Below are 24140 nucleotides of genomic sequence, written 5' to 3'. Positions count from 1 at the left end.
AACTTAGCAGGAGGCGCATGGGCATGACATCAAAGTGTGCAATTCTTGGGATCGGCAGACTAGGCATCTGCCGATTGTCGAACGACGTCACAGGGGGCGTTATGTGGGGGTATTACGTTGCGTTGGCGTTGCGAAGCAGTGGACGAAGCAAGGCTTTGACCGCGCTGGTGATCGTGCTGCTGGCTTTCGGGGTGTCGGCCTGCATGGTGTCTTATGCCGTGTTCCGGGCGACCACGAGCGATCCGCTTCCCGGCAAGTCTTCCCGGCTTTACGTGCCGCTGATCGACAACCTTGGCCCGTCCTATAACTGGTATGGCGAACCAGGTGACACGCTGAGTTACATTGATGCGATGGTGCTGTGGCAGGCACACAAGGCAAGCCGGCAAACACTGCTCTATCCCACGAAGTGGCAAGTGGAATCGGATAATCCATCGGTTCCTGCCATGACCGAAACAGGCGACGCGGTAACCGCCGATTTCTTCTCGATGTTCGACGTGCCTTTTCGCTTTGGCAGCGGGTGGACGGCGAATGACGATGCACAGCACGCCACCGTGGCGGTCATCAGTCGGCACTTGAACGAAGCGCTGTTTGGCGGACAAAACAGTGTCGGGCAGGAGATCCGGCTGGATGGGCAACTCTTCCGGATCGGCGGTGTGCTGGAGGACTGGAACCCGAGACCCCGCTTCTTTGACGTTGGCGATGACGTGCGTCCATTCGATGACGTGGGAGATATCTACATCCCGTTCACCCGCGCGACCGATATGAAGAAGGACAGCACATTCTCATTGTGCCCGACGGATTCGCAGGCTTTTGATGAGTCCAACTGGGGTGCCTATCTGCACAGCGAATGTGACCGGATCGTTGCCTGGGTGGATCTGGCGACGCCTGCCGACGCGGATCGCTACCGCGAATACTTGCGCCACTATGCCGCGGAGCAGCAACGGCTCGGGCGCTTCTCGTGGCCGCCAAACATACGCCTGCGCAATCTGACGGTCTGGCTGGCGTACTTGCAGGTCACGCCCAGGGCATCAAGCTTGTCCATGCTGGTTTCTGCCAGCTTTCTGCTGATTGTCCTGGTCAACGTCGTCGGGCTCATGCTTGCACGATTTATGCGGCGAGCACCGGAAATCGGCATACGCCGCGCCTTGGGTGCTTCGCGAGCGGCCATCTACCGGCAGTTCCTGATCGAGGCGGCCACCATGGGGTGTGTCGGCGGCCTGCTCGGCGTGGCACTGACGCTGCTAGGCGTATGGGGAGCCGGGGGACTTTTCGAGCCGAACATTGCACGGCTCGTGCATGCCGATAGCTCGTTGATCGCACTGACCGTGCTGCTCGCCATCGCTGCCACGGTGGCTTCCGCCCTGTACCCGACCTGGCGGGCGGCGCAAACCCAGCCCGCCTGGCAAATCAAGATCAATTGAGGTTTCCCGTCATGGCACTCACCAGGACATTCGTGCAGCTGCGCCCGATCCTTGCAGCTCTGGGGCGACACAAGGTGGCCACCGCGCTCATCGTGCTGCAGGTAGCGCTGACGCTGGCGGTGGCATCCAACGCACTGTTTATCGTGGCCACGCGCATCGTCCATCTGTCTCGCCCTACCAGCACGGACGAAGCCCATCTCTTCGTTATCCGCAACGTGTGGAAGCTGGGTCAGAATGCAACCCAGATGAATGCGAATATTCGCGCCGACCTGGACGCCTTGCGTCATGTCGCGGGCGTGCGTGACGCGTTTTCCAGCCAGGGGTTTCCACTGGGAGGATTCAAAGATGACATCATCCTGAGACTGAAGCTCAAACCGGACCAGAAGACAAGCGGGCAACTGGTCACGTTCTTTGCTTCCGACGAGCATGCGATCGATACGCTGGGCATATCGCTAGTCGCTGGGCGCAATTTTCGTCCCGATGAAATTACCGCCATCGGCCCCAACGACAAGATGTCTCCTTCAGGCATCATCGTCACCCGCAGTCTTGCCGACAAGCTGTTTCCCGATGGTTCGGCCCTGGGCAAGACGGTATACCTGCCGGATGGGCCTGCCGCCATCATCGGTATCCTCGCCAGCCTGCAGGGGCCATTCAGAAATGGGGGGCAGTTAGATGGCTATACCGTGCTGGTCCCGACGCATTATCTCGATCCAGCGGGTGTTGTGTATCTGGTGCGTACTGACTCCACCGCGATGAAGCCGGTGATCAGTGCCGCACTGAAAGCGCTGCAAGAACGCGGCGGCGTACGCATCATCGATCCGAAAGAAGGCGTCGTTACCATGGCCCAGGTACGTGAGCGCGCTTACGCAGCCGATCACAGCGTGGCGACACTGCTGAGCATCGTCTGTGGATTGCTGCTGTTGGCTACGGCAGGCGGCATTGTCGGGTTGAGCAGTTTCTGGGTCAGCCAGCGACGCAAACAGATCGGTATCCGCCGTTCGCTCGGCGCAACCACCGGCGATATCCTGCGCTACTTCCATACCGAGAATTTCCTGATCGTCAGCGGCGGCATCGTACTCGGAGCGTTGCTCGCGTTCTTTGCGAATCTCGGCCTGATGCATGTCTATGAATTGCCGCGCATGCCGCTTTACGTGCCACTACTGGGTGCGCTGCTGTTGTGGCTGCTCGGTCAGCTGGCCGTATGGGGACCGGCACGCTATGCCGCCAAAGTGCCGCCCGTGGTCGCGATTCGCACAGAGTGAATGGAATCGCCCAAGTCGTGTCGCCGATTCATCGGTTCCGTGAAAGGCAGAGTGGGTGGCGGGTTCAACTGGGCTGCCTGCCGGCAATGCCAGTTGTTCACTGAAGGCGAGCACCCCTCGGGCCCGCATAGCTATCTCGGCAACACCTATGCAAGCGCCCAGAAATTGTCCCTGACACCTTTTCTGACACCTTTTCTGCAGATTCCACGATGAGCGATGAGTGTTCGGCAACAGCGGGGCTGCGATGCGGCCCCAATTAGAAGACGACTAGCGCAATCTTGGCGCCACACGAAACACAATGGCGGCTGCTGAGCGGTAGGACAGGCCTTTTCGCTTCGGTAGCGCCGGGGAAGAGCAAGTACGTGCCTGTTGATGCAGGCGGCAAAATGGCGCCTCCCTTTTTCGCGATCATCCCTTTCGTGTAGTTCTTAAACCACCGAAGATTGCAAATAAAGGCGACACTACGGTTGCAATGATATGCATAAAAACTCCGCCAATAATGTTGTTTGATTTCATCATCGACATTGCATGTTTACGCAAACCCCAAGCAGAACCTGAAAAAAACGACTTCAGATACGCGCTTCTTGCTAATTTATATTCAGGCGGAATATATAATTCTTCATAAACATTTCCAAGAAGAAGAAATGCGAGATGCTTCAAGCGCCCCTTGGTTGCCCCAAGGCAGTATTCAATCGCCTTATCCCGGTTTGATAGATCGCGTCTAGCTAAAAAAATTCGAACGCAACCAAGATAACCTTCTTCGTCGTTAAATTTTAGTACTAAGTCGCGATAAAAATATAAGGCACGGTCAAAATCTTTATTGCCATGCAGCCAGCCCTTCTCCATGATTAGACCACAAGTGAATATGGCCGAAGGTATATTTTCTTTGGCTAGCCGTTCCGACAAAGTAAATGCTTGTTCAAAATCCCTATTATTGAACGCAGCATCCGCTTCTTTCTTAAGTTCTCTAAGAGATTCTCTTTCCATATTCTTCAATTTTTACCGTCTTGAAACACCTGTTTAAAGGCTTGGTAGCCAACAATTTTTGCTTCTTCATACATTTCCTGAAGTATCTTGCGATCTGCGACATATTGATCAGGTAAATCTTCCCCATGGCAGGAAACAGATAGACATCCAATCATAGCTGCTCGCCCTCCATAGCGTAGCATCACGTCACCCGTTACCCCAGCGACCACGCCTCCCGCATCTACGGCAACTGGAGCAACAGACCCACCGACAAGCCCTGCGTAGGGAGCGAGAGCCACTATTTCGCCTGCCGCACCAGTCATGAACAATTCATGCGCCAATTTGTCAGGTATTTTTGTTGGGTTCTCTGGACGTTTTATTAGATTGAAACGGGTGCCAAACAGAGCAGAGCCTATTGCGTCTGTTGCACGCCCGGTCGCCGTAGCCCTTCCTACCAGTATTCCTCCTCCAGTGTATGGGGCATTACGTCTACGCCGGTCTTGTTCTTGTCGCTGTCTTTTGCACTCTATGTCACATGTCTCACGGCCCGATGGATCAAAATTTATAATTGGGTTATTGTTTGCATATGTGTATGGATTAAAGTTGAATGCATTTCCTGGCGTCGGTTTTACCGGATCTGAACTCAAAAACCGCCCCACCGCAGGGTCGTAATACCGCGCCTGCATATACACCAACCCGGTATCCGGATCGTTCACGTGCCCGGTATACCCCGGCCCATTCGGCGCCGGACTCATGCTCGCCACTGCCATGCCGTACGGCGCGTAGTCGTACGTGGCGACGATGGCGCCGCTGGCGTCAGCCTTAGCCAGCACCGTGCCCTGCGGGTCGGTGTAGTAGTAATGGTGCGTGCCAGCCCGCGCGACGGTCGTTACACAGGCGAGCAGCAACACGACGGCATACTTCATGAGGTTCATGATCGACGATCCCTGATCGATGGTTGCCGCATGGCGCCACGCGTGTAAAGGGCATGCTCCCCTGGTGCTCGCCGGCACTCTCGCCTGCATAGCCAGAACCAGGGGAGCAACCTGCCGCCTGACGACTCATTTCTGGAGGCAAGCCTACTGAACCACTGTGGCGCCCGTGTCACGGGATGCGGTGCCGGCTTCAAAACAAGCGCTCCCACGCCGAACACCCTGCGTCGTTACAGGCCCTGAGGTTGTAGCTGTATTGCGGCTCGAAACCAACAGAGCCACTTTCCAATGGAGTGGACAAGCCTGTTCCGCTGTAGATGGTTGACGACGTCTGCACGCGCAACACTTCATAACGTGTTGCATTGCTGACTGCGCTCCAGCTACCGCCATACGTCTCGATCTTGCCCGCGACAGTATCGGTGACAGTTGGATTGGCGGGTGGTGCCGGCACGAGGGCGACACTGACGCTGCCGACGCCACTCCATGGCCCGCAGCCGCCCGCATTGCACGCCTGCGCATGGTAGCCGTAGGTGCCGTTGCTCTTGCCGCTGATGCTCCAGCTCGTATTACCGTTGGCCTGCACCGTGGCCCAGGCGCCGCCGTTGACCTGCTCCTGCAGGGTGTAGCTGGTCGCCGCGGTGACCGCGCCCCAGCTCACCGTGTAGCTGCCGTTGCTGCTGCTCGACGGCACGCTCAGGCTCGGCGCGCTGGCCGGCGGAATCGTCACCGCCACTGTGCTGCTGGCCTTGTATGCACTGCAGCCGCCCGCGTTGCACGCCTGCACCTGGTAGGTGTAGCTGCCGCTGGTGGTGACCGTGCGTGTGCTGTTGGTGGCCGCGCCGGTGTAGACAGTGCCCCAGCTGCCCGTTCCGAGACGCTGCTGCAGCGTATAGCTGGTCGCCGTGGCGCTGGCCACCCAGCTCACCGCGATGCTGCCGCTGCTGGTGGCCGGCACGCTGATGCTGGCCGGCGCAGCCGGCGGCAGCAGCACCGTGGTGCTGCCGGTGGTGCTCCACGGCCCGCAACCGCCCACGTTGCAGGCCTGTACTCGGTAGCCGTAGGTGCCATTGCCGTGGCCGCTGGTACTCCAACTGGTCAGGCTGTTGGCCTGCACCGTGGTCCAGGCGCCGCCGTTGACCTGCTCTTGCAGGGTGTAGCTGGTCGCTCCGCTCACGCCGCCCCAGCTCACCGTGTAGCTGCCGCTGGCGCTGCTGGCCGGCACGCTAAGGCCGGGTGCCGTCGCCGGTGGGTGGGTCACCACCAGTGTGGCGCTGCCGGCGGTCCAGGCACTGCAGCCGTAGGTGTTGCAGGCTTGCACGCGGTAGACGTAGCTGCCATCGGCCAGCCCGGTCAGGGCCGCACTGGGGGCGCTGCCGGTGTACGCCGCGCTCCAGCTGGTGCCGCCGTTGCTGCTCTGCTGGAGGGTATAGCTCGTGGTGAGGCTGGACGCGCTCCAGCTCAGCGTGGCACTGCCGGTGCTGCTGCTGGCCGGCACGCTCAGGCTGGCCGGCGCCGTCGGCACCACCCCGTAGGTGGTGTCCACCGTCACCGCCCCGGAGGCGGCCCAGCCGCGGCTGCCGTAGGCGTTGTTGGCCGAGACCTGGTAGGTGTAGCTGCCGCTGCTGGTCCCGGGGCGGCTGATCGCGGTCGCTGCGGTGTTGCTGGCGATCGTGGTCCAGCCGCCGCCGTTCACCCGCTCCTGCACGTCGTAGCCGGTGGCGCTGGCCGGCGTCGTCCAGCTCACCGTATAGGTGCCGTTGATGGTGCCCGTGGGCACGGTGACCGTCGGCAGGGCCGGACGCACGCCCAGCGTGGCCGAGGTGGTCCAGCCGCCGCAGGTAGCGCCGATGCACCCTTCGACCCGGTAGACGTAGCTGCCGCCAGCCCGGCCGCTCAGCACCGCGCTGGTGGCCGCGCCGTTGTACGCCGTGGTCCAGCCGCCGCCGTTGGCGCTTTCCTGCAGCAGGTAGCTGGTCGCCCCCGGCACGGCGCCCCAGCTCACCGTGTAGCTGCCGTTGTTCGGGTTGGCGTCGAAGCCCACCGAGGCCGACGCGCTCAGGATGATCGTCTCGTTGTCACCGATCAGCTTGCTGCCGAGGTAGACGAAGCTGGTGGACAGCGCACTGCCGGGTGCCCATTGGTACATCAGCTGCCCGGCCTGGTTGTAGAAATAGTAGGTGGTGGCACCACCCACCGTCTTCGATACCCGACGCCCCGACGCGTCATAGGCGTACGTGCCGCCACCGGCGATCCGGGTCAGCTGGTTCTTCTGGTCGAACACCAGCGTGGTCGCGTTCTTGCCGGTGACGTTGCCGCGGGTGTCATAGAGGTAGCTGGTCAGCGTGGTGGCGCCACTGCTGATGCTGGTCAGCTTGTTGGTGGTGTCGTAGTGGTAGGTGGAAACCTGGCTGCCGGTCTGCAGCGTGCGCAGGTTGTTGAGTGCGTCGTAGGTATAGGCTTGGGTGCCCCACAGGCCGGCCGCATTGGCGCTGGCCAACCGATTCAGAGCGTCATAGCCGAACGACTTGTTGCGCGGACCGCCGGTCAGGTCGGCCACCGCGGTGATGTTGCCGTTGGCGTCGTAGCTCAGATCCTCGCTCAACTGCATCGTGCTGCTCACGCCGTAGCTGAAATTGCGCAGCAGCTGGCGCGCGTTCTGCTCAGCGACATAGCTGGTGCCATTGGCGTAGGCAAACTGCGCGATCTGTCCGTTCGGGAAGTAGCCGATGCCGGTGGCATAGCTGCCTGCTTGGGTCGGGCGACCCAGCGCATCCGGGGCATAGCTGACGTTCTCGCCATCCGGGTAATGGATCAGGGTGAGGCTACCGTAGGCGTCGTGGGCGTAGCCGAGGCCCCAGGCATTCTGCCCGGTCAACTGCAGGCTCTCGCCGGTGAGCATGCCGCGGAAGTTGTAGGTGCCGCTCCACGTGCTGATGCCGGATACGGCGCTGGTGAGCCGACCGACCGGATCGTAGCCGTAGGTGGTGCTCTGCGTGCCCGCCGGCGGCAAGAGCGTCTTCACCCGGTTCATCGCATCGTAGGTGCGCGTGGTCTGGGCCCCGGCAGCCACTTGCTCTTGGCCACAGCCGGTGCCGGTAATGGCCAGGCCTTGCGCACTCCACGCCAGGTTGTTGGCCGCGTCGTAGGCCATCACCTCGCTGCCGCTCTCCGGCTCGGTGGTGCGGCACAGGCGGTGGTAGCTGTCGTAGGTCAGCGTCTTGGTGACGCTGTCGCTCTCGGTGCTGTACAGACCGGACTGGGTGATCGAGAGCGGGTTGCCGTACAGGTCGCGGGCAATGCTCTGAGTAATGCCGGTGGGGGCCTGCACCTGGATCGGTGCGTCGTCACTGGGCGAGTCGAACACCTGGTAGCTGGTGGTGGTGACGTTGCCCTTGGGGTCGGTCACCTGTTGCCGGGCACCGGACAGGTACGCGGTGCTGCTGGTCAGCACCCCCAGTTCGGAGTCCTGCTGGACCTGAACCACCCGCTCCAGCGCGTCATAGGTAGTGGCCACGCCTTTGATGCCGGCCGCGGCGGGCGTCTGCGTGAAGGTCAGTGCCGTCGCACTCGGATAGGCGCTGAAGGTCTTCTGCCCTTTGGCATCGTAGGTGGTCAGTGTGCTGACCTGGACATTGGCACCGATGTCGCTGTCGGTCAGCACCGGGCGCAGCATCGCATCGAAGTAAGTCACCCCCACCGCACTGCCGGTGGTCGTGGTGCGGCGCCAGTGGTTGGCGGGGACGCCACGCTCGTCGCTGGTGACGAAGTCGTAGCTGAAGGTCTTGGGCAGCCAGGCCTCCTCGTCCCCGCCGGGATAGGTGATGCCGGTCATGCGGCCGACGCTGTCGTAGCCGTAGCTGGTGGTGTGCCCCGCCTGATCGGTGATGGCACTGATCTGGCCGAAGTCGTCGACGACCAGGGTCTCGCTGATGCCGTCCGGATAGCCGATCGTCTGCGGGATGCCGCGCTTGTAGTTGCTCAGGCTGGTGGTGTGGCTGTTGCTGTCGGTGAAGCTCGCCAGCTGGCCGGCGCTGTTGAACGTGTAGTTCATCAGCGTCTGGCCGAAGCGCGCGCGCGACTGCAGTGTGTCGTTGCTGGTGCTGTAGGTGTTGAGGCTCTCGACCTCGCCGGTGGCGAGGTTGGTCACCTGTTGCGGCAGGCCCAGTGCCCACAGGCTGGTATCGTTGAGATACGTGGTGGCCTCCTCGATCGGGTTTTGCCCGGCGATCGAATTGAAGCGCTTGGTCTGGGTCACCTGCGCGTACTGGTCGAACGCCTCCGCCTGCCAGGTGTAGGTGTCGCCATCCTGGGTGATGACGCGCTGGTTGAGCGGCGAGTACTTGGTCGTCTGGTCCGCGTTGAGGAGGCTCTGAAGATTGACGCCCGCAATCGCCGGCAGCGGCGCAGTCGTTGGTGGGGCGTAACTGTCGTCTTCTGAGCGCAGCAAGGTCGACGAGCCCGCGGCTCCGGCGTAGTACTCCGTTCGCAGCAACTGGCTCTCGGTCATGCCAAACCGATTGCTGAAAATATGCCGCACGGTGCTGCCATCCGGCGCCACGACATCGCTCCAGATCGTCGTGGGGCAGCTGCCCGTGCAGTCGGCCCAACTGTCGTTGGCGGGCGAGTAGTTGTAGGACCAGGTCTGGCTCGGGATACCGGCGCCCGATGTAGTCAGCTGGGTGGCCGTCAAGCTGTACCACGCGTCGGGAACCAGCGCGTAGCTGCCCGCTGTACTCGGATCGTTGTTCTGCATCCCCACGCATCCTCGCGTAACATACGAGCGGCCGTGCTTGAGCGGCATCACCGTGAAGGTTCCCGTCAACCCCGAGGGGTGGGTGATCGTGCCCGTCGTCGGACCGAGGTTGCCGGGGACAGCCAGCGCGATGCAACTGGAGCTATTGGCAGAAGACAAGGTCGCCGCATCGAAGCCCGTCAGGTTGTAACGCCATTGGGTGCCATCGGGCAGGGTGACGGCATTGAGAGAGGTGCCGTCGCTCCAGGAACTATAGGCATAAGTCCAGGTTCGGGCTGCACCCGACAATGGCTGCAAAGTCACGCTCTGGATCAGATGGGTATTCGGCACGTAGGTCACGCTGAGCGCGCGACCATCGCTCGCCGTGATGCCCGTGAGATATCCGTTGGTGTCGTAGCTGTAGTTGAGCGTGTTGCCAAATCGGTCCTGGACCTTGGTGACCAGTAACAGGCCCAAGCTCCGCGAGATGCCGTCGGAAGTTGTTACGGCATGCGCCATGGTCGAACCGGACAACACGCTGATGAGCGTTTCGACGGACCGGTTCGCAAAAGCCACCATGCCGGAAGAGTGCGACTCCACGCTCGCCCCGCTGTAATAGAGTGGACGTGTCATACCCGGTGCGCCGCGATAGACCAACTCATCGAACCAATACAACGTGCCGTCGGGTGCCTGACCCAGGAAAGCCTCGCCGGGTTGGCCATTCGACGTGGTCGGAAGGCAGCTGAATCGCCAATGGCTCTTGGTGACCACCGGATAGCTGCTTTTCGTCGAGGCATCGACGTTGGAAAGCATGTCCTGGCCTGATTCGCCAGGGATCACGAGGTGATAGCCCTTCCACCAGTCCTCGGGATCCCACGGCGAAAGCGCGGGATCACCCAGTTGCCTGACGAACGTGGGAGGCACGTCGAAGTGGCTGCACCGTGCATTGAGATCGATGCCCGATGCCGTGGAGTTGTCGATCTGCCAGCCGTAGATCTTTTGCGGCAGATTGGTATACGCGTTGTAGTTCCACATCGGCGTGCCGTTAGGGTCGCTCGCCGATGGAGGAATGCCCGCTGTCAGGGTTTCCAGGTGGGGAAGCGCAAGGTGCCAGTCGCCAAAGACGAGGTCGCCCGATGGCCCGCTGGGTCGATCACCCTCAGCATCGAACCGACGGACCAGCTGCAGCAGCGGGCCAGTGCCCGCTAAGCTGATGTCCGTCTGGGTAAAGGATAGGGTGCCGTCGTAAAGACTGATGTTCTCGCCGAATGGGTGCTCGCCCAGTGGCTGAATGTCTTCATTCACCCGGATCAGTTGCTTGTATTCCGCCTCGGGGGTCGATTGCGCGTGCGCCGAGACGTTGTAAAAAACACACACGACAAAAAACAGGCAGATCCCTCGCCAACGACTACGCATTTCCTTCCCCTTGGTTCCGGCATTGCACACGGACTGGAACGAGAACTTTCTCCCGGGAGTGGCCTTACGTCAACCAGCAAATTCTTGCGAAGAATTGTTGCTCGCCTAGACAGCCAACAGTGAGCGGCTCCAAGCCGATCTGCGCAGCTCATCCGGACACTGGACTGCTGCCGGCTTCATCATCAAACCTAAGTTGATGTCCGTGAAACTGGCAGCAGTCTGTGTCACCACGGATGGAGCGCCGGTGATGCGCGCGTCGTCCGCAGTCTTCTTGGTGGACTTGGGTCTATGAGAATGGTCCGGGTCTTTGCCAGTCATTCCTGCTGCGTCATCAGCTTGACGCGAGAATGAGCCACGGGTGCTGCCTGACGAAGGCATTACTTCAGGCCCATGCACTAGTATCAAGTTCACACTATGGTTCACTCAACTACAAGCGGTAGTGCAGGTGAGCAAAGTGGACGACAGCGTCAGCCAGTTGAAGAAGTTCCAGAAGGAGCTTTCCAGCGGTACCGTGTCGCTGGTGCTGCTGGCGGTGCTGGGGCAGTCGCGCCAGCCGATGTACGGCTACCAGATCGCCAAGCGGCTGGAAGAAGTGGGCGAGGGTGTGCTGGCCGGCAAGCAGAGCGCGTTGTATCCGGTGCTGCGCAACCTGGAGGGCGCCAGCCTGCTCGCCAGCGAGGTCGAGCCATCCGTCAGCGGGCCGCCGCGCCGCTATTACCGCATCACCAAACCGGGGCGCGAGGTATTGCGCGAATGGATCGCCGCCTGGAACGCCACCCGCGATTCCGTCGATAACGTCTTGCAAGGAGGGGTGTAATGAACGCGCCACGCACCATCGTCGAATACCTTGAGCAACTGCGTGCCGCGCTGCGCGGTGCCGACCCGGCCCTGATCCAGGACGCGCTGTACGACGCGGAGGAACACTTGCGCGCTGAACTGGCCGAGCAACCCGGCCGCGGTGAAGCGGAGATGCTGGAACACGTCGTCGGCAGCTACGGCGCGCCGGACGAGGTGGCCGAGATCTACCGCGACCAGGAGATCAAGATCCAGCGCGCGCTGCGTCCACCGCCGCCGCCGAAACGTCGTTCGCTGGTCGGGCGCTTCTTCGGCGTCGCCGCCGATTCGCGCACCTATGGCGCGCTGTTCTACATGCTGCTGTCGCTGGCCACCGGCATCTTCTACTTCACCTGGGCGGTGACCGGGTTGTCGCTGTCGGCGGGGTTGTCGGTGCTGATCATCGGCCTGCCGTTCATCGTGCTGTTCTTCGGCAGCGTGCGCGTGTTGTCGCTGGTGGAAGGACGCATCGTGGAGGCGATGCTCGGCATGCGCATGCCGCGCCGGCCGGTGTACCCGACCCAGGGCATGAGCCTGATGAAGCGCATCGGCAGCATGTTCACCGACGTGCACACTTGGACCACTCTTTGCTACATGTGGCTGATGCTGCCGCTGGGCATCGTGTACTTCACGCTTGCCGTGACTTTGCTCAGCGTGTCGGTGGCCTTCATCGGCGCGCCGCTGGCGATGCTGTTCCGCAACGACTGGTTGCCCGGACTGTACGTGAACCACCAGGTCGTCGTGGACTGGGGCTTCGGTACGCATGCGCCAGGTTGGGGCGACGCGATCGCGATGTGCGTGATCGGCATCGTGCTGCTGTTCGCCACCCTGCACCTGGCGCGTGGCCTGGGCCGCCTGCACGGGCATATCGCCAAGCACATGCTGGTGCCGCGCGCGGCGGATTGAAGGTCGCCCGGTTACCATGCAGCCTTTGCCGGACTGACTGCCGATGCCCAAAACTTACGACCGCGCCTATTTCGACAAGTGGTACCGCAACCCGCGGCATGCGGTCGGTTCGCCGGCGGAACTGCGGCGCAAGGTGGCGATGGTGGTGGCGCAGGCCGAGTATTACCTCGGCCGGCCTATCGGCAACGTGCTCGACGTGGGTTGCGGTGAGGCGACCTGGCGCGCGCCGCTGCGCGCGTTGCGGCCGGACATCGCGTATCGCGGGCTGGATGCCAGCGAGTACGTGGTGGCGCGCTACGGGCGCAGCCGCAACATCGGCCTGGCGCGTTTCGGCCAGCTGGAACAGCTGCGTTTCGACACACGCTTTGACCTGATCGTGTGCACCGACGTGCTGCATTACCTGAAGCCGGCGGAGATCCGTGCCGGGCTGCAGGGCATCGGCGAGATGCTCGAAGGCGTGGCGTTCCTGGAGGTGTTCACCAGCCGCGACGACGTGGCCGGCGACCACCACGGCTTCGTCTCGCGCGCGCCGGCCTGGTACCTGCGTGAGTTCGGCAAGGTGGGCTTGCTGCCGTGCGGCTCGCATTGCTATCTGGGGCCGCGGCTGGAACGCCACATCGCGGCGCTGGAACGGGCGCAGTTGCCGGCCTGATCGGATTCAGTCGGCCACGGTCTTGTGCTTGTAGCGGCACAGATCACGGATCACGCAGTGCGGGCAATCCGGTTTGCGCGCCTTGCACACGTAGCGGCCGTGCAGGATCAGCCAGTGGTGGGCGTCGTGCTTGAACTCGGCCGGGATCGTCTTCTCCAGCTTGTCCTCGACCGCACGCACGTCCTTGCCCGGCGCGAGCCCGGTGCGGTTGGCGACGCGAAAGATGTGCGTGTCGACCGCGATGGTCGGCTCATTGAAAGCTGTATTCAAAACCACGTTGGCAGTCTTGCGGCCCACGCCGGGCAGCGCTTCCAGCGCCTCGCGCGTGCGCGGCACTTCGCCGCCGTGTTTTTCGATCAGCAGTCGGCACAGCGCGATGACGTTCTTCGCCTTCGCGTTGAACAGCCCGATCGTGCTGATGTAGCGCTTCAGGCTGTCCTCGCCGAGGTCGAGGATCGCCTGCGGCGTGTTCGCCACCGGATAGAGTTTTTTCGTGGCTTTGTTGACGCCCACGTCGGTGGCCTGTGCCGACAGCACTACCGCGACCAGCAGCTCGAATGGCGTGCTGTAGACGAGTTCGGTGGTGGGATGCGGGTCGAGTTCGCGCAGGCGCGAGAACAGTTCGATCACGTCGGCACGCTTCACGGTTTCGGTTCCTGCTGTTTCGCCCTTGCGCGGGCCAGCGCGGCCAGTACGGGATTGACCGGGTCGGCGGAGGTATCCACCGCGGCCTTGCGCGCGGCCAGTTCGGCCTCGCGTTCGTCGCGTTGGCGTTGCAGGCGCGCTTCGCGGCGCTGGAAGTGCGTGCGCGCCGCGTCGGCGTGCGCCATGTCGATCTGCGCGGGCGACATCGGTTCGAGCACGATGCAGTCGACCGGGCAGGCCGGCACGCACAGTTCGCAGCCGGTGCAATCGTCGGCGAGCACGGTGTGCATCAGCTTGGACGCGCCCACGATCGCGTCGACCGGACAGGCCTGGATGCATTTGGTGCAGCCGATGCAGTCGGCCTCGATGATGCGCGCCAGCATGCGCGACTTTGCCACACCATGTTCGGGATCCAGCGGCAGCACCGGTTGCTGCAGCAGTGCGGCGAGCTTTTCGATGCCGGCCGCGCCGCCGGGCGGGCACTGGTTGATTTCCGCCTCGCCGCGCGCGATCGCCTCCGCATACGGCCGGCAACCGTGGTAACCGCATTGCTCGCACTGCGTCTGCGGCAGCACGGCGTCGATGCGGTCGGCCAGAACGGTGATGGGATCACTCATGCGTGGATGCTGGGCGGGCGATAATCAGCGCTCATTGTCCCGCAATTGATCGTCGCCTGTTGGAGTGCTGCCATGAAATCGTCGTTTCTCGCCTCGCTGTTGCTGGCTGCCGTGCTCGGTGCCGGCGGCTCGATCCTGGTTGCCCACGCCGGTCCGGCGCAGGCCGAGACGGCCGGTGTCTCCGGCGACACGGTAACGGTGTTCGTCGACGCCACGCTCGGCTTCCGCAAGAAGCATATGGCGAACCAGCTCACCAAGTCGCATGCCGAATACGCGGCACGCGGCTACCGCTACGTGGACATGGCACCGTACAACGAGAACGGCGACCTGGTCGGTTTCTTCGTGACGTATACGAGGCAGTAGCGGTTCCGCTTCGCAGGGCGGGCAGTGCCCGCTCTACGACGCTGTTGATTCAGCGCACGGTGGCGCCGGGCTGCGCGCCTTGGTCGGCGTCGAGCAGGAACAGGTCGCTGCCGCCGTCGCCGGCCGAGAGGATCATGCCTTCGGACAGGCCGAAGCGCATCTTGCGCGGGGCCAGGTTGGCGATGAACACCACGTTGCGGCCCACCAGTTTCTCCGGCTCGGCGTAGGCGGCGCGGATACCGGAGAAGATCTGCCGCGTGCCCAGCGCGCCGGCGTCCAGTTCGAAGCGCAGCAGCTTGTCGGAACCGTCCACGAGTTCGCAGGCGGTGACCTTGCCGATGCGCAGGTCGAGCCGGGCGAAGTCGTCGATGCCGATGGTGGCGGGCGTGGCCGGGGCCGGCTCGATAATCGCGGCGGCGGGCTTGGCGGTGTCGTTCATGGCTTTCTTCTTTTTCGGGGCGGCGGGGGCTTCGGCCGGGCCGCCCAGCGAATCCTTCGAGGCCTCGACCATGGCCTCGATGCGCTTGGGATCGATGCGGCCGAGCAACGGCTCGAAGGCATGGATGGCGTGGTTGCGCAGCGCGGCGCGGGCGTCGTCGAAGTCGGCGATCGGTGCGGCCAGGAACTGTTCGGCCGCAGCCACGGTAATCGGCAGGATCGGCTTGAGCATGCCGGCCAGCAGGCGGAACGCGGTCAGCGCGAACGAGCACACCTGGTGCAGTTCATCGCGGCGGCTTTCGTCCTTGGCCATGCTCCATGGCGCCTTGGCGGCGATGTGGCCGTTGACCAGGTCGGCCATCAGCACGAAGCGGCGGGTGACCTCGGCGAAGTCGCCGCTGTCGTACAGCGCGGCGATGCCGTCGTAGTGTTCCAGCAGGGTGTTCCACAACGCGGTCTCTTCCGCGCAGAACTGCGGCGCCAGGCGGCCGCCGAAATATTTGTGCACGAAGCCGGCGGTGCGGCTGGCGATGTTCACCCACTTGCCGACCAGGTGCGAGTTGACGCGCTCCTCGAACGCCTTGAGGTCGAGATCCACGTCGACCGGCGCGGCGCTGAGCATGCTGGCGAAGTAGTAGCGCAGGAATCCCGGATGCAGGCCGGCGTCCAGGTAAGTGCGCGCCTGGATGAAGGTGCCGCGCGACTTGGACATCTTCGCGCCGTTCACCGTGAGGTAGCCGTTGACGTGCAGCGCGGTCGGCGTGCGGAAGCCGGCGCCGTGCAGCATCGCCGGCCAGAACAGGCCGTGGAAGTTGATGATGTCCTTGCCGATGAAGTGGTGCATCTCGGTCGTGCTGCCAGGGGCGAGGAAATCGTCGAACTTCAGGCGGGTGCGGTCGCACAGCGCCTTGAAGCTGGCCAGGTAGCCGACCGGCGCGTCCAGCCACACGTAGAAGAACTTGCCCGGCGCGTCGGGGATCGGGAAGCCGAAGTAGGGCGCGTCGCGCGAGATGTCCCAGTCCTTCAGGCCGCTGTCCAGCCACTCGCGCAGCTTCGCCGCCACGCCGCTGTTCGCCACCGGCTTGCCATGGGTGAGCTTGCCGGCGAACCAGTCGCGCAACAGTCCCTCGAACTTGCCCAGTTCGAAGAAGTAGTGCTCCGAGTCGCGCAGCACCGGCGTGGCGCCGGACATCACCGAGTACGGGTTGATCAGGTCGGTCGGCGCGTAGGTGGCGCCGCAGTGTTCGCAGTTGTCGCCGTACTGGTCCGGCGTGCCGCAATTCGGGCAGACGCCCTTGATGTAGCGGTCCGGCAGGAACATCTGCTTTTCCGGATCGAACAACTGCTGGATGCTGCGCCTGGCGATGTAGCCGGCGTCGCGCAGGCGCGTGTAGATCAGCGTCGCGAGCTCGCGGTTCTCTTCCGAATGGGTGGTGTGGTACTGGTCGAACGCCACGCCGAACGCGGCGAAATCCGCCTCGTGGCCCTCGCGGATGCCGGCGATGAAGGCCTCGGGCGTCATGCCGGCCTTCTCTGCGGCCAGCATGATCGGCGTGCCGTGCGCGTCGTCGGCGCAGACGTAGACCACCTTGTTGCCGCTCATCCGCTGCGCGCGCACCCAGATGTCCGCCTGGATGTAGCCCAGCAGATGGCCCATGTGCAGCGGGCCATTGGCATAGGGCAAGGCGTTGGTGACGAGCAGGCGACGACTCATGAGGCGTATTCCGGTGATGACTGCGCATTATGCCATGCCTGTTTGCCGGCCCCGCCCGCGGGGGCAAGGCTTCCGGCCGGGCCGCATGACGGATGCGAAGCTTCATTCGGCTTGTTGCTGCTGACGCGGCTTCGGCCGGGCTGGCAGAGGCATGAGCGTGCCGGTGTGTCGCACGTCGTTTTTTCGTGGCAGGCGGGGCGCCGCGCCAGGCACGAAAACGCCCCGGACCGGCGGGCGGTGCGGGGCGTTCGGTCAGACGCGGTGAGGGTAGATCAGTTCTGCCGTTCCCAGATCTGCGAACGGCCGAGCAGGGCGAAGCCGATGTAGCCGTGCACGTCGAGCTTCTGGCCGCCGTCCTTGAGGGAGAGCTTCACCTTGTAGACCTTGCCGTTCTTCGGGTCGAGGATCCTGCCGCCGTCCCACACGTCATCGTCCTTGCTGACGCCCCACATGATGGTCATGCCCACGATCGGCTGATTCTTGCGTTCGCCGTCGCATTTGGTGCAGACCGGGTGCTCGCCGTCGCGGGCCACGTCTTCCGGCGTGCGGTTCAGCAGTTGCACGATCTTGGCCTGAAACTCGCCGTTGTGCTCGGTGATCTCGACGATCGACTTCGGCTGATGGGTGGCGTCGTCGATGGTTTTCCAGGTGCCGGCCGGGGTGTCGTTGGCGGCCAGCGCGGTACCGGCGGCGAGCAGCAGGCCGGCGGCGAGGGTGAGGCGGAAAGCATGCTTCATGGATGGTCCTCCCGTACGAGTGCGTATGGATGTGAGACTGGCGAGGTTTGGCGGGAGCGTCAAGCTGCATTGCGCCATCCTCGCCGCTGATCCAGGTCAGCGGGCCGGCTTCGGCGGGCTGGCATAATAGGCGTCCCCGCACATACCCGAGATGACATGACACAGGCGAATGAAGCCCTGGTCCGCCAGATCCTTGGCGACCTCATCGACACCCATACCGGCGCGCCGATGGGCGAGGCCGTGCGCGCGATCGGCGTGGACGGCGCGAAGGTGTCGGTGGACCTGCAACTGGGCTATCCGGCCGCCAGTGCGATCGACGATCTCACCGCACGCGTGCGCCAGGCGCTGGAAGCCGATCCGGCGATCGCGTCGGCGGCCGTGTCGATCACCAGCCGCATCCACGTGCACAAGGTGCAGGGCACGCTGGGTCCGTTGCCGAACGTGAAAAACATCATCGTGGTGGCGTCGGGCAAGGGCGGCGTGGGCAAGTCCACGGTGTCGGCGAACCTGGCGCTGGCGTTGCAGGCCGAAGGCGCGAAAGTCGGCGTGATGGACGCGGACATCTACGGTCCCAGCCAGCCGACCATGCTGGGCGTGCACGGCAAGCCGGCCTCGCCGGACGGCAAGAGCATCATCCCGATGCAGGCGCACGGCATGCCGGTGATGTCGATCGGCTTCCTGGTGGAAGAGGACACGCCGATGATCTGGCGCGGCCCGATGGTCACCCAGGCGATGATGCAACTGCTGACCGACACGCGCTGGGAACAGCTCGATTACCTGATCGTCGACCTGCCGCCGGGCACCGGCGACATCCAGCTCACGCTGTCGCAGAAAGTGCCGGTGGCCGGCGCGGTAATCGTCACCACGCCGCAGGACATCGCCCTGCTGGATGCGCGCAAGGCGCTGAAGATGTTCGAGAAGGTTGGGGTGCCGGTGCTCGGCGTGGTGGAGAACATGGCCACCCACATCTGCTCGAACTGCGGCCACGAGGAACACATCTTCGGCGAGGGCGGCGGCGAGCGGATGTCGACGCAGTACGGCGTGCCGTACCTGGGTTCGCTGCCGCTGGATATCCGTATCCGCGAGCAGGCCGACGGCGGCAATCCCACGGTGGCGGCGATGCCGGATTCCGACCTCGCCGCGCGCTATCGCGAGATTGCCCGCAACGCGGCCGGCCGGCTGTCGCGGCAGCCGCGCAACAAGTCGCTGGGGCTGGGCAAGATCGTGGTGCAGGGCGCGCCCGCCGCATGACGGCGCCGGCACGGCGCGTGCTGTGCCTGTCCGGCAGCCTGCGCCGGGTGTCCTCGAATACGGCGGCGCTGCAGGCCGCGAGGCAACTTGCACCGTCGACGATCGACCTCGAATTGTACGAAGGACTCGGCGCCTTGCCGCTGTTCAATCCCGACGATGAGACGGCGGCCGTGCCCGCGTCGGTATTGGCCTTGCGCGAAGCCGTCGGTCGCGCGGATGCCTTGCTGATTGCCTGTCCCGAGTATGCGCATGGCGTGCCCGGCGCGTTCAAGAACCTGCTCGACTGGCTGGTCGGCAGCCTGGAATTTCCGGGCAAGCCGGTGCTGCTGCTGAACACGGCCGCGCGCGGTTCGTACCATGCGCAGGAGGCGCTGGCCGAAATACTGGTCACCATGTCCGCGCAGTTGCTGGCACCACAGCCCGTGCTGGTGGCGTTGCCGGGGGCCGGTTGCAGCGCCGCGCAGGTGCTGGCCAGCGCGGAACGTTGTGCGGAATTGCGCACTGCGCTGGACGTTTTGCTCGAGGCTTTGCCGGTGGCGTGAAACCGCCCGGCTGGCGCGGCGGCGCCCCGACCATGTATTTTTGCTGTTTTGCGCCTGGCCCGACTGGGCGATATCGCTACCGACCGGAGTCCGCGTGAGCATCAAACCCGACAAGTGGATTCGCCGCATGGCCGAAAGCCACGGCATGATCGAGCCGTTCGAACCCGGCCAGGTCAAGCTGCGCGACGACACCAAGCTGATTTCCTACGGCACCTCCAGCTACGGCTACGACGTGCGTTGCGCGCGCGAGTTCAAGATCTTCACCAACATCAACTCCACCATCGTCGATCCGAAGTCGTTCGACCCGACCAGCTTCGTCGACGTGGAGGCGGACGTGTGCATCATCCCGCCGAATTCGTTCGCGCTGGCGCGCACGGTCGAGTACTTCCGCATCCCGCGCAAGGTGCTCACCATCTGCCTCGGCAAGAGTACTTACGCGCGCTGCGGCATCATCGTCAACGTGACGCCGCTGGAGCCGGAGTGGGAGGGCCACGTGACGCTGGAGTTCTCCAACACCACGCCGCTGCCCGCAAAAATCTACGCCAACGAAGGCGTGGCGCAGATGCTGTTCCTCGAATCCGACGAGGAATGCGAAACCAGCTACAAGGACCGCGGCGGCAAGTACCAGGGCCAGCAGGGCGTGACTTTGCCGCGCACCTGATCGGCCCCCTGAACGGGTGGCATCCCGGGCTGCTCACGATCACGGCCGGGCGTTACACTCCGCCGAGTGCACCGACATGTTTTCCAGGAGACACAGATGATCCGTTTACCGACCCTGCTGACCCGCGCAGCCGCGGCTGCCATGTTGGGCAGCCTGCTGGTGCTGGCCGGCTGCCATCGCGGCAATACCAAGGACGAAGTCAGTGCCGCCCAGGCGCAAGGCCAGTTCGACACCGTCGTCAAGGCCTACAAGAGCGGCCAGTTCCTGGTGGATGGCGCCGTGTTGTCCGCGCTGGATACCGGCAGCCATTTCGCCTATCTGAAGGATCAGGGCAAGCTGCCGAAGACTGTGCTGCTGGAGCGCAGCGATGACTCGAAGGTGCGCAAGCAGCACCTGCAGTACATGGCGCGCATGCAGCTCGACTATGGCTTCACCGTGTACTACGACGACGGCGGCACGCTGAAGAAGATCAACCCGGTAGCCACCAAGGCCCGCAGGCTGGAGGATTACCACGCGCCGGTGCAGATGAACGACGAGCAGAAAGGCAAGTCCGCGGCCGACAGCACTTACGGCGATCCGACACAGCAGCAGCACTAACGGCAGAGTGCTGTTCATCGAAGGGCCCGCGAAGAAATTCGTGGGCCCTTTTGGTGTCAGGTGCGCTCCGGGTTGGCCAGTTGTCGTTGCAGCGCTGCGGTCAGGACCCTTGCCTCGTTGTCGCCACGGGCCACGGCCTGGCCGTTCCCCCACACCGGCCCCGGCCACGCTGGATCGCCTTCGACCCGCGCGACCACATGTACGTGCAGCTGGCGCACGATGTTGCCCAGTGCGCCGAGGTTGAGTTTGTCGCAGGGGGCGACGGCGCGCAGGGCGGCGGCGGCGCGATTCACCTCCTGCCACAGCGCGGCCTGTTCGTCGTCGCGCAGGTCGGCGATCTCGACCAGGCCGGCGCGACGCGGCACCAGGATCAGCCACGGGTAGCGCGCATCGTTCATCAGCAATACGTCGCACAGCGGCAGCGAAGCGACCGGGCGGGTATCCGCCGCGAGTCGGGGATCGAGCGCGAAGCCGGCCTCGCTCATGCGCCGGCCAGGTGATGGTCGAAGAAGGCCAGCGTGCGCTGCAGCGCCAGCTTCGCGCTGGCTTCGTCGTAGGGGGCGCTGCCGTCGCGGTTGAAGGCGTGGTCGGCCGGGTAGGTGAAAACTTCCATCTGCGGCAGCGCCTCGCGATGCTTCGCTACCATCTCCGGCGTGATGCTGTGGTCCTTCTCGCCGAAGTGGAACATCACCGGCGCCTGCGGCGTCTCGTGCAGGAACGGCAGGTTGCGCGCGCCGTAATAACTCACCGAGGGCAGGCCCAGGCGCAGCGCGGCAAGCAAGGCCACCGTGCCGCCCCAGCAGTAACCGACGGTACCGATCTTTCCGGCCGAGGCGATCGATTCGGCGGCGCTGGCGACGTCCTCGAGCGCGCGCTCCAGTCCCAGCTCGGCGATCAGCTGCTTGCCCTTGTTGGCACCGACCTGGTCGTAACCCAGTTCCACGCCGCTTTCCAGGTGATCGAAGAACGCCGGCGCGATCGCGGTATAGCCGTATTCGGCGAAGCGGTCGGCCACGTGGCGGATGTGCGCGGTGACGCCGAAGATTTCCTGGATCACCACGATGCCGCCCTTCGGCTTGCCCTGCGGCTGGGCAAGGTAGCCGCCGATGCACTGGGTGCGGGTGGTGGGAATGTTGATGTGCTGGCCCATGGCTGGCTCCGGCGAGGGGATGGCGTGAAGTCTAGCCGTGCCGGTGGCCGGGCCGCACTGCCGTATAATCGGCGGTTACTTCGCAGGTTCCCGGCAGCGCCCCCCATGTCCCAGACCGCACACAAGATCGGCTTCGTCAGCCTCGGCTGCCCCAAGGCGCTGGTCGACTCCGAGCGTATCCTCACCCAGCTCAAGGTCGAGGGCTACGAGATCGTGCCCAGCTACGGCGCGGCCGATGCCGTGGTGGTGAACACCTGCGGCTTCATCGACGCGGCGGTGCAGGAATCGCTGGACTCGATCGGCACCGCGCTGCACGAGAACGGCAAGGTGATCGTCACCGGCTGCTTGGGCAAGCGCGAGGCGCTGATCCGCGAGGCGTATCCGGACGTGCTGTCGATCAGCGGCCCGCAGGACTACGCCAGCGTGATGAGTGCGGTGCACGCCGCGCTGCCGCCGCAGCGCAACCGTTTCCTGGACATCGTGCCGGACACGGGCGTGAAGCTGACTCCGAAGCACTACGCCTACCTGAAGATTTCCGAAGGCTGCAATCATCGCTGCAGCTTCTGCATCATCCCGTCGATGCGCGGCAACCTGGTGTCGCGCCCGGTCGACGAGGTGCTGGTCGAGGCCGAGAAGCTGGTCAAGGGTGGCGTAAAGGAGCTGCTGGTGATCTCGCAGGACACCAGTGCCTACGGCGTCGACCTGAAATATGCCGAACGCGAGTGGCGTGGCAAGGCGTACCGCACGCGCATGACCGAGCTGTGCGAAGGCCTGTCCGAACTCGGCGTGTGGACGCGGTTGCACTACGTCTACCCGTACCCGCACGTGGACGAGGTGATGCCGCTGATGGCCCAGACCCACAACGGCATGCCCAAGCTGCTGCCGTACCTCGACATCCCGTTCCAGCACGCCAGCCCGCGCATCCTCAAGCTGATGAAGCGGCCGGGCAACATCGACAAGACGCTGGAGCGCATCCAGAACTGGCGTGCTCAAGTGCCGGACCTGACCATCCGCAGCACCTTCATCGTCGGCTTCCCCGGCGAGACCGATGCGGAGTTCGAGGAACTGCTGGATTTCCTGCGCGAGGCCGAGCTCGATCGCGTCGGCGCGTTTGCCTATTCGCCGGTGGACGGCGCCAAGGCGAACGAGCTGCCCGATCCGGTCTCCGAGGAGCTGAAGGAAGACCGCCTCGAACAGTTCATGGCGGTGCAGGCGGAAATCTCCGCCGCGAAACTGCAGCGCAAGATCGGCCGCACGATCAAGGTGCTGGTCGACGAGGCCGGTGCCGACGGCGCGGTGGCGCGTTCGGCCGCCGATGCGCCGGAGATCGACGGCAGCGTGCTGATCGCCGACGGCCAGTCGCTGAAGCCGGGCCAGTTCGTCGAGGTGGTGGTCGAATCCGCCAGCGAGCACGACCTGCACGCGCGGCTGGCCCATCCGCAGCTCAAGGTGGTGTAGGCGTCCATGCGCTACGTCGCGCCGGCCCGCGGTACGGTCGACCCGATGGTGTTCGGCCGGCCGCCGCTGGCGGCGTGGCGCGAGTACGCCGACCTGCTCGAAGGCACGGCGTGGCCGTCGATCGACGAGCTCAACCGCCGCCTGCCCGCAGGCATGACCCAGCGCTTCGTGGCGCAGACGCCGGCCCTGCTGGCCGATGGCCGGCACTACGAGCAGCGCATTGCCGACTGCGGCCAGATCGCCACCCGCGCAGACAACTGGCACGACCTGCTGAATGCGCTGGCATGGCTGCGCCATCCGGCGTTGAAGCAGGCGCTGAACCGGCGCCAGATGGACGAGATTGCCCACATGGGGCCGAAGCTGCGTTCGCGCGCGCAGTACGCACTGACCCACTTCGACGAGGCCGGCGTGATCGTCGGCATACGCGACCCCGCGCTGCTGGCGCTGTGGGATGCGCACGACTGGCATGGGCTGTTCTGGCGTCGGCGGCAGGCGTGGCTGGACGGCTCGATCCAGTTGGAACTGTTTGGCCATGCCCTGCTGGAGTTGGCGCTGAATCCGGGCAAGCTGCTGGTGGGCAAGGCGCTGGTGTTCCAGACAGGCGGCGGTGCCGACCTGCCGGCGCGCTGTGCCGCCGCGATCAATGCAGGCCGCGTGCTGCTCGATCCACTGGAACTGCGCCCGTTGCCGTTGTCGGGCATTCCAGGCTGGCATCCCGACAACGCCGACGAGGCCTTTCACCGCCGTGCCGTCTGCTACCAGCCACGCCGCGCCGGGCGTGAATACCCGCCGCCATCCCCGGCTTTCTGAGCGGACAGGCCGGACCTTGCCCCGACCGGCGATCAC

General features: G+C 64.0%; 21 protein-coding genes. 12 read left to right on the top strand and 9 right to left on the bottom strand.

Features of this window, described 5'->3' with window-relative positions; genetic code table 11:
- The first annotated feature begins 17 nt into the window (after nucleotides 1–17).
- Both ASG75_RS04990 and ASG75_RS04985 read left to right on the top strand, forming a co-directional pair.
- Nucleotides 18–1421 carry an ABC transporter permease gene (locus ASG75_RS04990; protein ID WP_327213299.1) on the top strand — a complete coding sequence of 468 codons (1404 nt, stop codon included), beginning with the start codon at nucleotides 18–20 and terminating at the stop codon, nucleotides 1419–1421.
- An 11-nt stretch (nucleotides 1422–1432) separates the two neighbouring features.
- Nucleotides 1433–2683 (top strand): FtsX-like permease family protein, encoded by a 1251-nt coding sequence (locus tag ASG75_RS04985; protein ID WP_056386262.1) that lies wholly within the window; start codon nucleotides 1433–1435, stop codon nucleotides 2681–2683.
- Nucleotides 2684–3091: 408 nt separating this feature from the next.
- Here the strand turns inward: ASG75_RS04985 and ASG75_RS16215 are convergent, their stop codons facing one another.
- The 3 genes from ASG75_RS16215 to ASG75_RS04980 form a co-directional block, all read right to left on the bottom strand.
- Nucleotides 3092–3679, bottom strand: a complete 588-nt coding sequence (locus ASG75_RS16215) for a hypothetical protein (protein WP_157616894.1) — start codon at nucleotides 3677–3679, stop codon at nucleotides 3092–3094.
- Nucleotides 3676–4584, bottom strand: coding sequence for an RHS repeat-associated core domain-containing protein (locus ASG75_RS15900; protein WP_162253089.1), 909 nt, complete (start codon nucleotides 4582–4584; stop codon nucleotides 3676–3678). Before ASG75_RS15900 ends, ASG75_RS16215 begins: the two co-directional genes overlap by 4 nt.
- Before the next feature lie 190 nt (nucleotides 4585–4774).
- Nucleotides 4775–10348, bottom strand: coding sequence for a hypothetical protein (locus tag ASG75_RS04980; protein ID WP_056386260.1), 5574 nt, complete (start codon nucleotides 10346–10348; stop codon nucleotides 4775–4777).
- A gap of 835 nt (nucleotides 10349–11183) precedes the next feature.
- On the opposite strand from ASG75_RS04980, the gene ASG75_RS04975 reads away from it, so the two are divergent.
- The 3 genes from ASG75_RS04975 to ASG75_RS04965 are packed head-to-tail and all read left to right on the top strand — an operon-like array spanning nucleotide 11184 to nucleotide 13121.
- A complete protein-coding gene (locus ASG75_RS04975; RefSeq protein ID WP_056387036.1) occupies nucleotides 11184–11546 on the top strand; it encodes a PadR family transcriptional regulator in 363 nt (120 codons plus the stop codon).
- A complete protein-coding gene (locus tag ASG75_RS04970; RefSeq protein WP_056386258.1) occupies nucleotides 11546–12469 on the top strand; it encodes a sensor domain-containing protein in 924 nt (307 codons plus the stop codon). Before ASG75_RS04975 ends, ASG75_RS04970 begins: the two co-directional genes overlap by 1 nt.
- A 43-nt stretch (nucleotides 12470–12512) precedes the next feature.
- On the top strand, nucleotides 12513–13121 hold the full coding sequence (locus ASG75_RS04965) for a class I SAM-dependent methyltransferase (RefSeq protein WP_056386256.1): 609 nt from the start codon (nucleotides 12513–12515) through the stop codon (nucleotides 13119–13121).
- 6 nt (nucleotides 13122–13127) lie between these two features.
- On the opposite strand, the gene nth is transcribed toward ASG75_RS04965, so the two are convergent.
- A complete protein-coding gene (gene nth / locus ASG75_RS04960) occupies nucleotides 13128–13766 on the bottom strand; it encodes an endonuclease III (RefSeq protein WP_056386255.1) in 639 nt (212 codons plus the stop codon).
- On the bottom strand, nucleotides 13763–14383 hold the full coding sequence (locus ASG75_RS04955) for an RnfABCDGE type electron transport complex subunit B (RefSeq protein ID WP_056386253.1): 621 nt from the start codon (nucleotides 14381–14383) through the stop codon (nucleotides 13763–13765). Before ASG75_RS04955 ends, nth begins: the two co-directional genes overlap by 4 nt.
- A gap of 72 nt (nucleotides 14384–14455) precedes the next feature.
- Between ASG75_RS04955 and ASG75_RS04950 the strand changes: the two genes are divergently transcribed.
- Nucleotides 14456–14746, top strand: coding sequence for a hypothetical protein (locus tag ASG75_RS04950; protein WP_056386251.1), 291 nt, complete (start codon nucleotides 14456–14458; stop codon nucleotides 14744–14746).
- Between the two features lie 49 nt (nucleotides 14747–14795).
- Here the strand turns inward: ASG75_RS04950 and metG are convergent, their stop codons facing one another.
- Nucleotides 14796–16898: a methionine--tRNA ligase gene (metG, locus tag ASG75_RS04945; RefSeq protein WP_056386249.1), complete on the bottom strand. Its 2103-nt coding sequence runs from the start codon at nucleotides 16896–16898 to the stop codon at nucleotides 14796–14798.
- Nucleotides 16899–17170: 272 nt separating this feature from the next.
- Entirely contained in the window at nucleotides 17171–17635 is a 465-nt protein-coding gene (locus tag ASG75_RS04940; RefSeq protein WP_056386247.1) for a DUF2147 domain-containing protein, read from the bottom strand.
- A 156-nt stretch (nucleotides 17636–17791) separates the two neighbouring features.
- Here ASG75_RS04940 and apbC point away from each other — a divergent pair, with 156 nt between their 5' ends.
- The 4 genes from apbC (at nucleotide 17792) to ASG75_RS04920 (ending at nucleotide 20686) form a co-directional block, all read left to right on the top strand.
- Complete coding sequence (gene apbC / locus ASG75_RS04935; RefSeq protein ID WP_056386245.1) at nucleotides 17792–18886, top strand: iron-sulfur cluster carrier protein ApbC; 1095 nt, start codon at nucleotides 17792–17794, stop codon at nucleotides 18884–18886.
- On the top strand, nucleotides 18883–19428 hold the full coding sequence (locus ASG75_RS04930) for an NADPH-dependent FMN reductase (RefSeq protein WP_056386243.1): 546 nt from the start codon (nucleotides 18883–18885) through the stop codon (nucleotides 19426–19428). Before apbC ends, ASG75_RS04930 begins: the two co-directional genes overlap by 4 nt.
- A 94-nt stretch (nucleotides 19429–19522) precedes the next feature.
- Nucleotides 19523–20089 (top strand): dCTP deaminase, encoded by a 567-nt coding sequence (gene dcd / locus ASG75_RS04925; protein ID WP_056386241.1) that lies wholly within the window; start codon nucleotides 19523–19525, stop codon nucleotides 20087–20089.
- Nucleotides 20090–20185: 96 nt separating this feature from the next.
- Entirely contained in the window at nucleotides 20186–20686 is a 501-nt protein-coding gene (locus ASG75_RS04920) for a hypothetical protein (protein ID WP_056386239.1), read from the top strand.
- A 56-nt stretch (nucleotides 20687–20742) separates the two neighbouring features.
- On the opposite strand, the gene ASG75_RS04915 is transcribed toward ASG75_RS04920, so the two are convergent.
- Both ASG75_RS04915 and ASG75_RS04910 read right to left on the bottom strand, forming a co-directional pair.
- The gene (locus ASG75_RS04915; RefSeq protein WP_056386238.1) at nucleotides 20743–21171 is read right to left on the bottom strand and encodes an HIT family protein; all 429 of its coding nucleotides are present in this window, start codon (nucleotides 21169–21171) and stop codon (nucleotides 20743–20745) included.
- The gene (locus tag ASG75_RS04910) at nucleotides 21168–21836 is read right to left on the bottom strand and encodes a dienelactone hydrolase family protein (RefSeq protein WP_056386235.1); all 669 of its coding nucleotides are present in this window, start codon (nucleotides 21834–21836) and stop codon (nucleotides 21168–21170) included. Before ASG75_RS04910 ends, ASG75_RS04915 begins: the two co-directional genes overlap by 4 nt.
- A 105-nt stretch (nucleotides 21837–21941) precedes the next feature.
- Between ASG75_RS04910 and rimO the strand changes: the two genes are divergently transcribed.
- Together rimO and ASG75_RS04900 are read left to right on the top strand one after the other, a co-directional pair.
- The gene (gene rimO / locus ASG75_RS04905; protein WP_056386233.1) at nucleotides 21942–23294 is read left to right on the top strand and encodes a 30S ribosomal protein S12 methylthiotransferase RimO; all 1353 of its coding nucleotides are present in this window, start codon (nucleotides 21942–21944) and stop codon (nucleotides 23292–23294) included.
- Between the two features lie 6 nt (nucleotides 23295–23300).
- Nucleotides 23301–24104 (top strand): DUF3025 domain-containing protein, encoded by an 804-nt coding sequence (locus tag ASG75_RS04900; protein ID WP_056386232.1) that lies wholly within the window; start codon nucleotides 23301–23303, stop codon nucleotides 24102–24104.
- The last annotated feature ends 36 nt before the right edge of the window (nucleotides 24105–24140 follow it).

Origin of the sequence: Rhodanobacter sp. Soil772 (genome assembly GCF_001428385.1) — a bacterium.
Classification (GTDB): Bacteria; Pseudomonadota; Gammaproteobacteria; order Xanthomonadales; family Rhodanobacteraceae; genus Rhodanobacter.
This window is presented reverse-complemented; position numbering and strand designations above follow the sequence as displayed.

Coding starts and splice junctions, on each gene's coding strand:
- metG (WP_056386249.1), bottom strand. CDS start 16,898: ATGAGTCGTCGCCTGCTCGTCACCAACGCCTTGCCCTATGCCAATGGC.
- ASG75_RS04915 (WP_056386238.1), bottom strand. CDS start 21,171: ATGAGCGAGGCCGGCTTCGCGCTCGATCCCCGACTCGCGGCGGATACC.
- ASG75_RS04985 (WP_056386262.1), top strand. CDS start 1,433: ATGGCACTCACCAGGACATTCGTGCAGCTGCGCCCGATCCTTGCAGCT.
- ASG75_RS15900 (WP_162253089.1), bottom strand. CDS start 4,584: ATGAACCTCATGAAGTATGCCGTCGTGTTGCTGCTCGCCTGTGTAACG.
- rimO (WP_056386233.1), top strand. CDS start 21,942: ATGTCCCAGACCGCACACAAGATCGGCTTCGTCAGCCTCGGCTGCCCC.
- ASG75_RS04930 (WP_056386243.1), top strand. CDS start 18,883: ATGACGGCGCCGGCACGGCGCGTGCTGTGCCTGTCCGGCAGCCTGCGC.
- ASG75_RS04990 (WP_327213299.1), top strand. CDS start 18: ATGGGCATGACATCAAAGTGTGCAATTCTTGGGATCGGCAGACTAGGC.
- ASG75_RS04950 (WP_056386251.1), top strand. CDS start 14,456: ATGAAATCGTCGTTTCTCGCCTCGCTGTTGCTGGCTGCCGTGCTCGGT.
- ASG75_RS04920 (WP_056386239.1), top strand. CDS start 20,186: ATGATCCGTTTACCGACCCTGCTGACCCGCGCAGCCGCGGCTGCCATG.
- ASG75_RS04965 (WP_056386256.1), top strand. CDS start 12,513: ATGCCCAAAACTTACGACCGCGCCTATTTCGACAAGTGGTACCGCAAC.
- ASG75_RS04900 (WP_056386232.1), top strand. CDS start 23,301: ATGCGCTACGTCGCGCCGGCCCGCGGTACGGTCGACCCGATGGTGTTC.
- ASG75_RS04910 (WP_056386235.1), bottom strand. CDS start 21,836: ATGGGCCAGCACATCAACATTCCCACCACCCGCACCCAGTGCATCGGC.
- ASG75_RS04970 (WP_056386258.1), top strand. CDS start 11,546: ATGAACGCGCCACGCACCATCGTCGAATACCTTGAGCAACTGCGTGCC.
- ASG75_RS04940 (WP_056386247.1), bottom strand. CDS start 17,635: ATGAAGCATGCTTTCCGCCTCACCCTCGCCGCCGGCCTGCTGCTCGCC.
- ASG75_RS04955 (WP_056386253.1), bottom strand. CDS start 14,383: ATGAGTGATCCCATCACCGTTCTGGCCGACCGCATCGACGCCGTGCTG.
- ASG75_RS04980 (WP_056386260.1), bottom strand. CDS start 10,348: ATGTGGAACTACAACGCGTATACCAATCTGCCGCAAAAGATCTACGGC.
- apbC (WP_056386245.1), top strand. CDS start 17,792: ATGACACAGGCGAATGAAGCCCTGGTCCGCCAGATCCTTGGCGACCTC.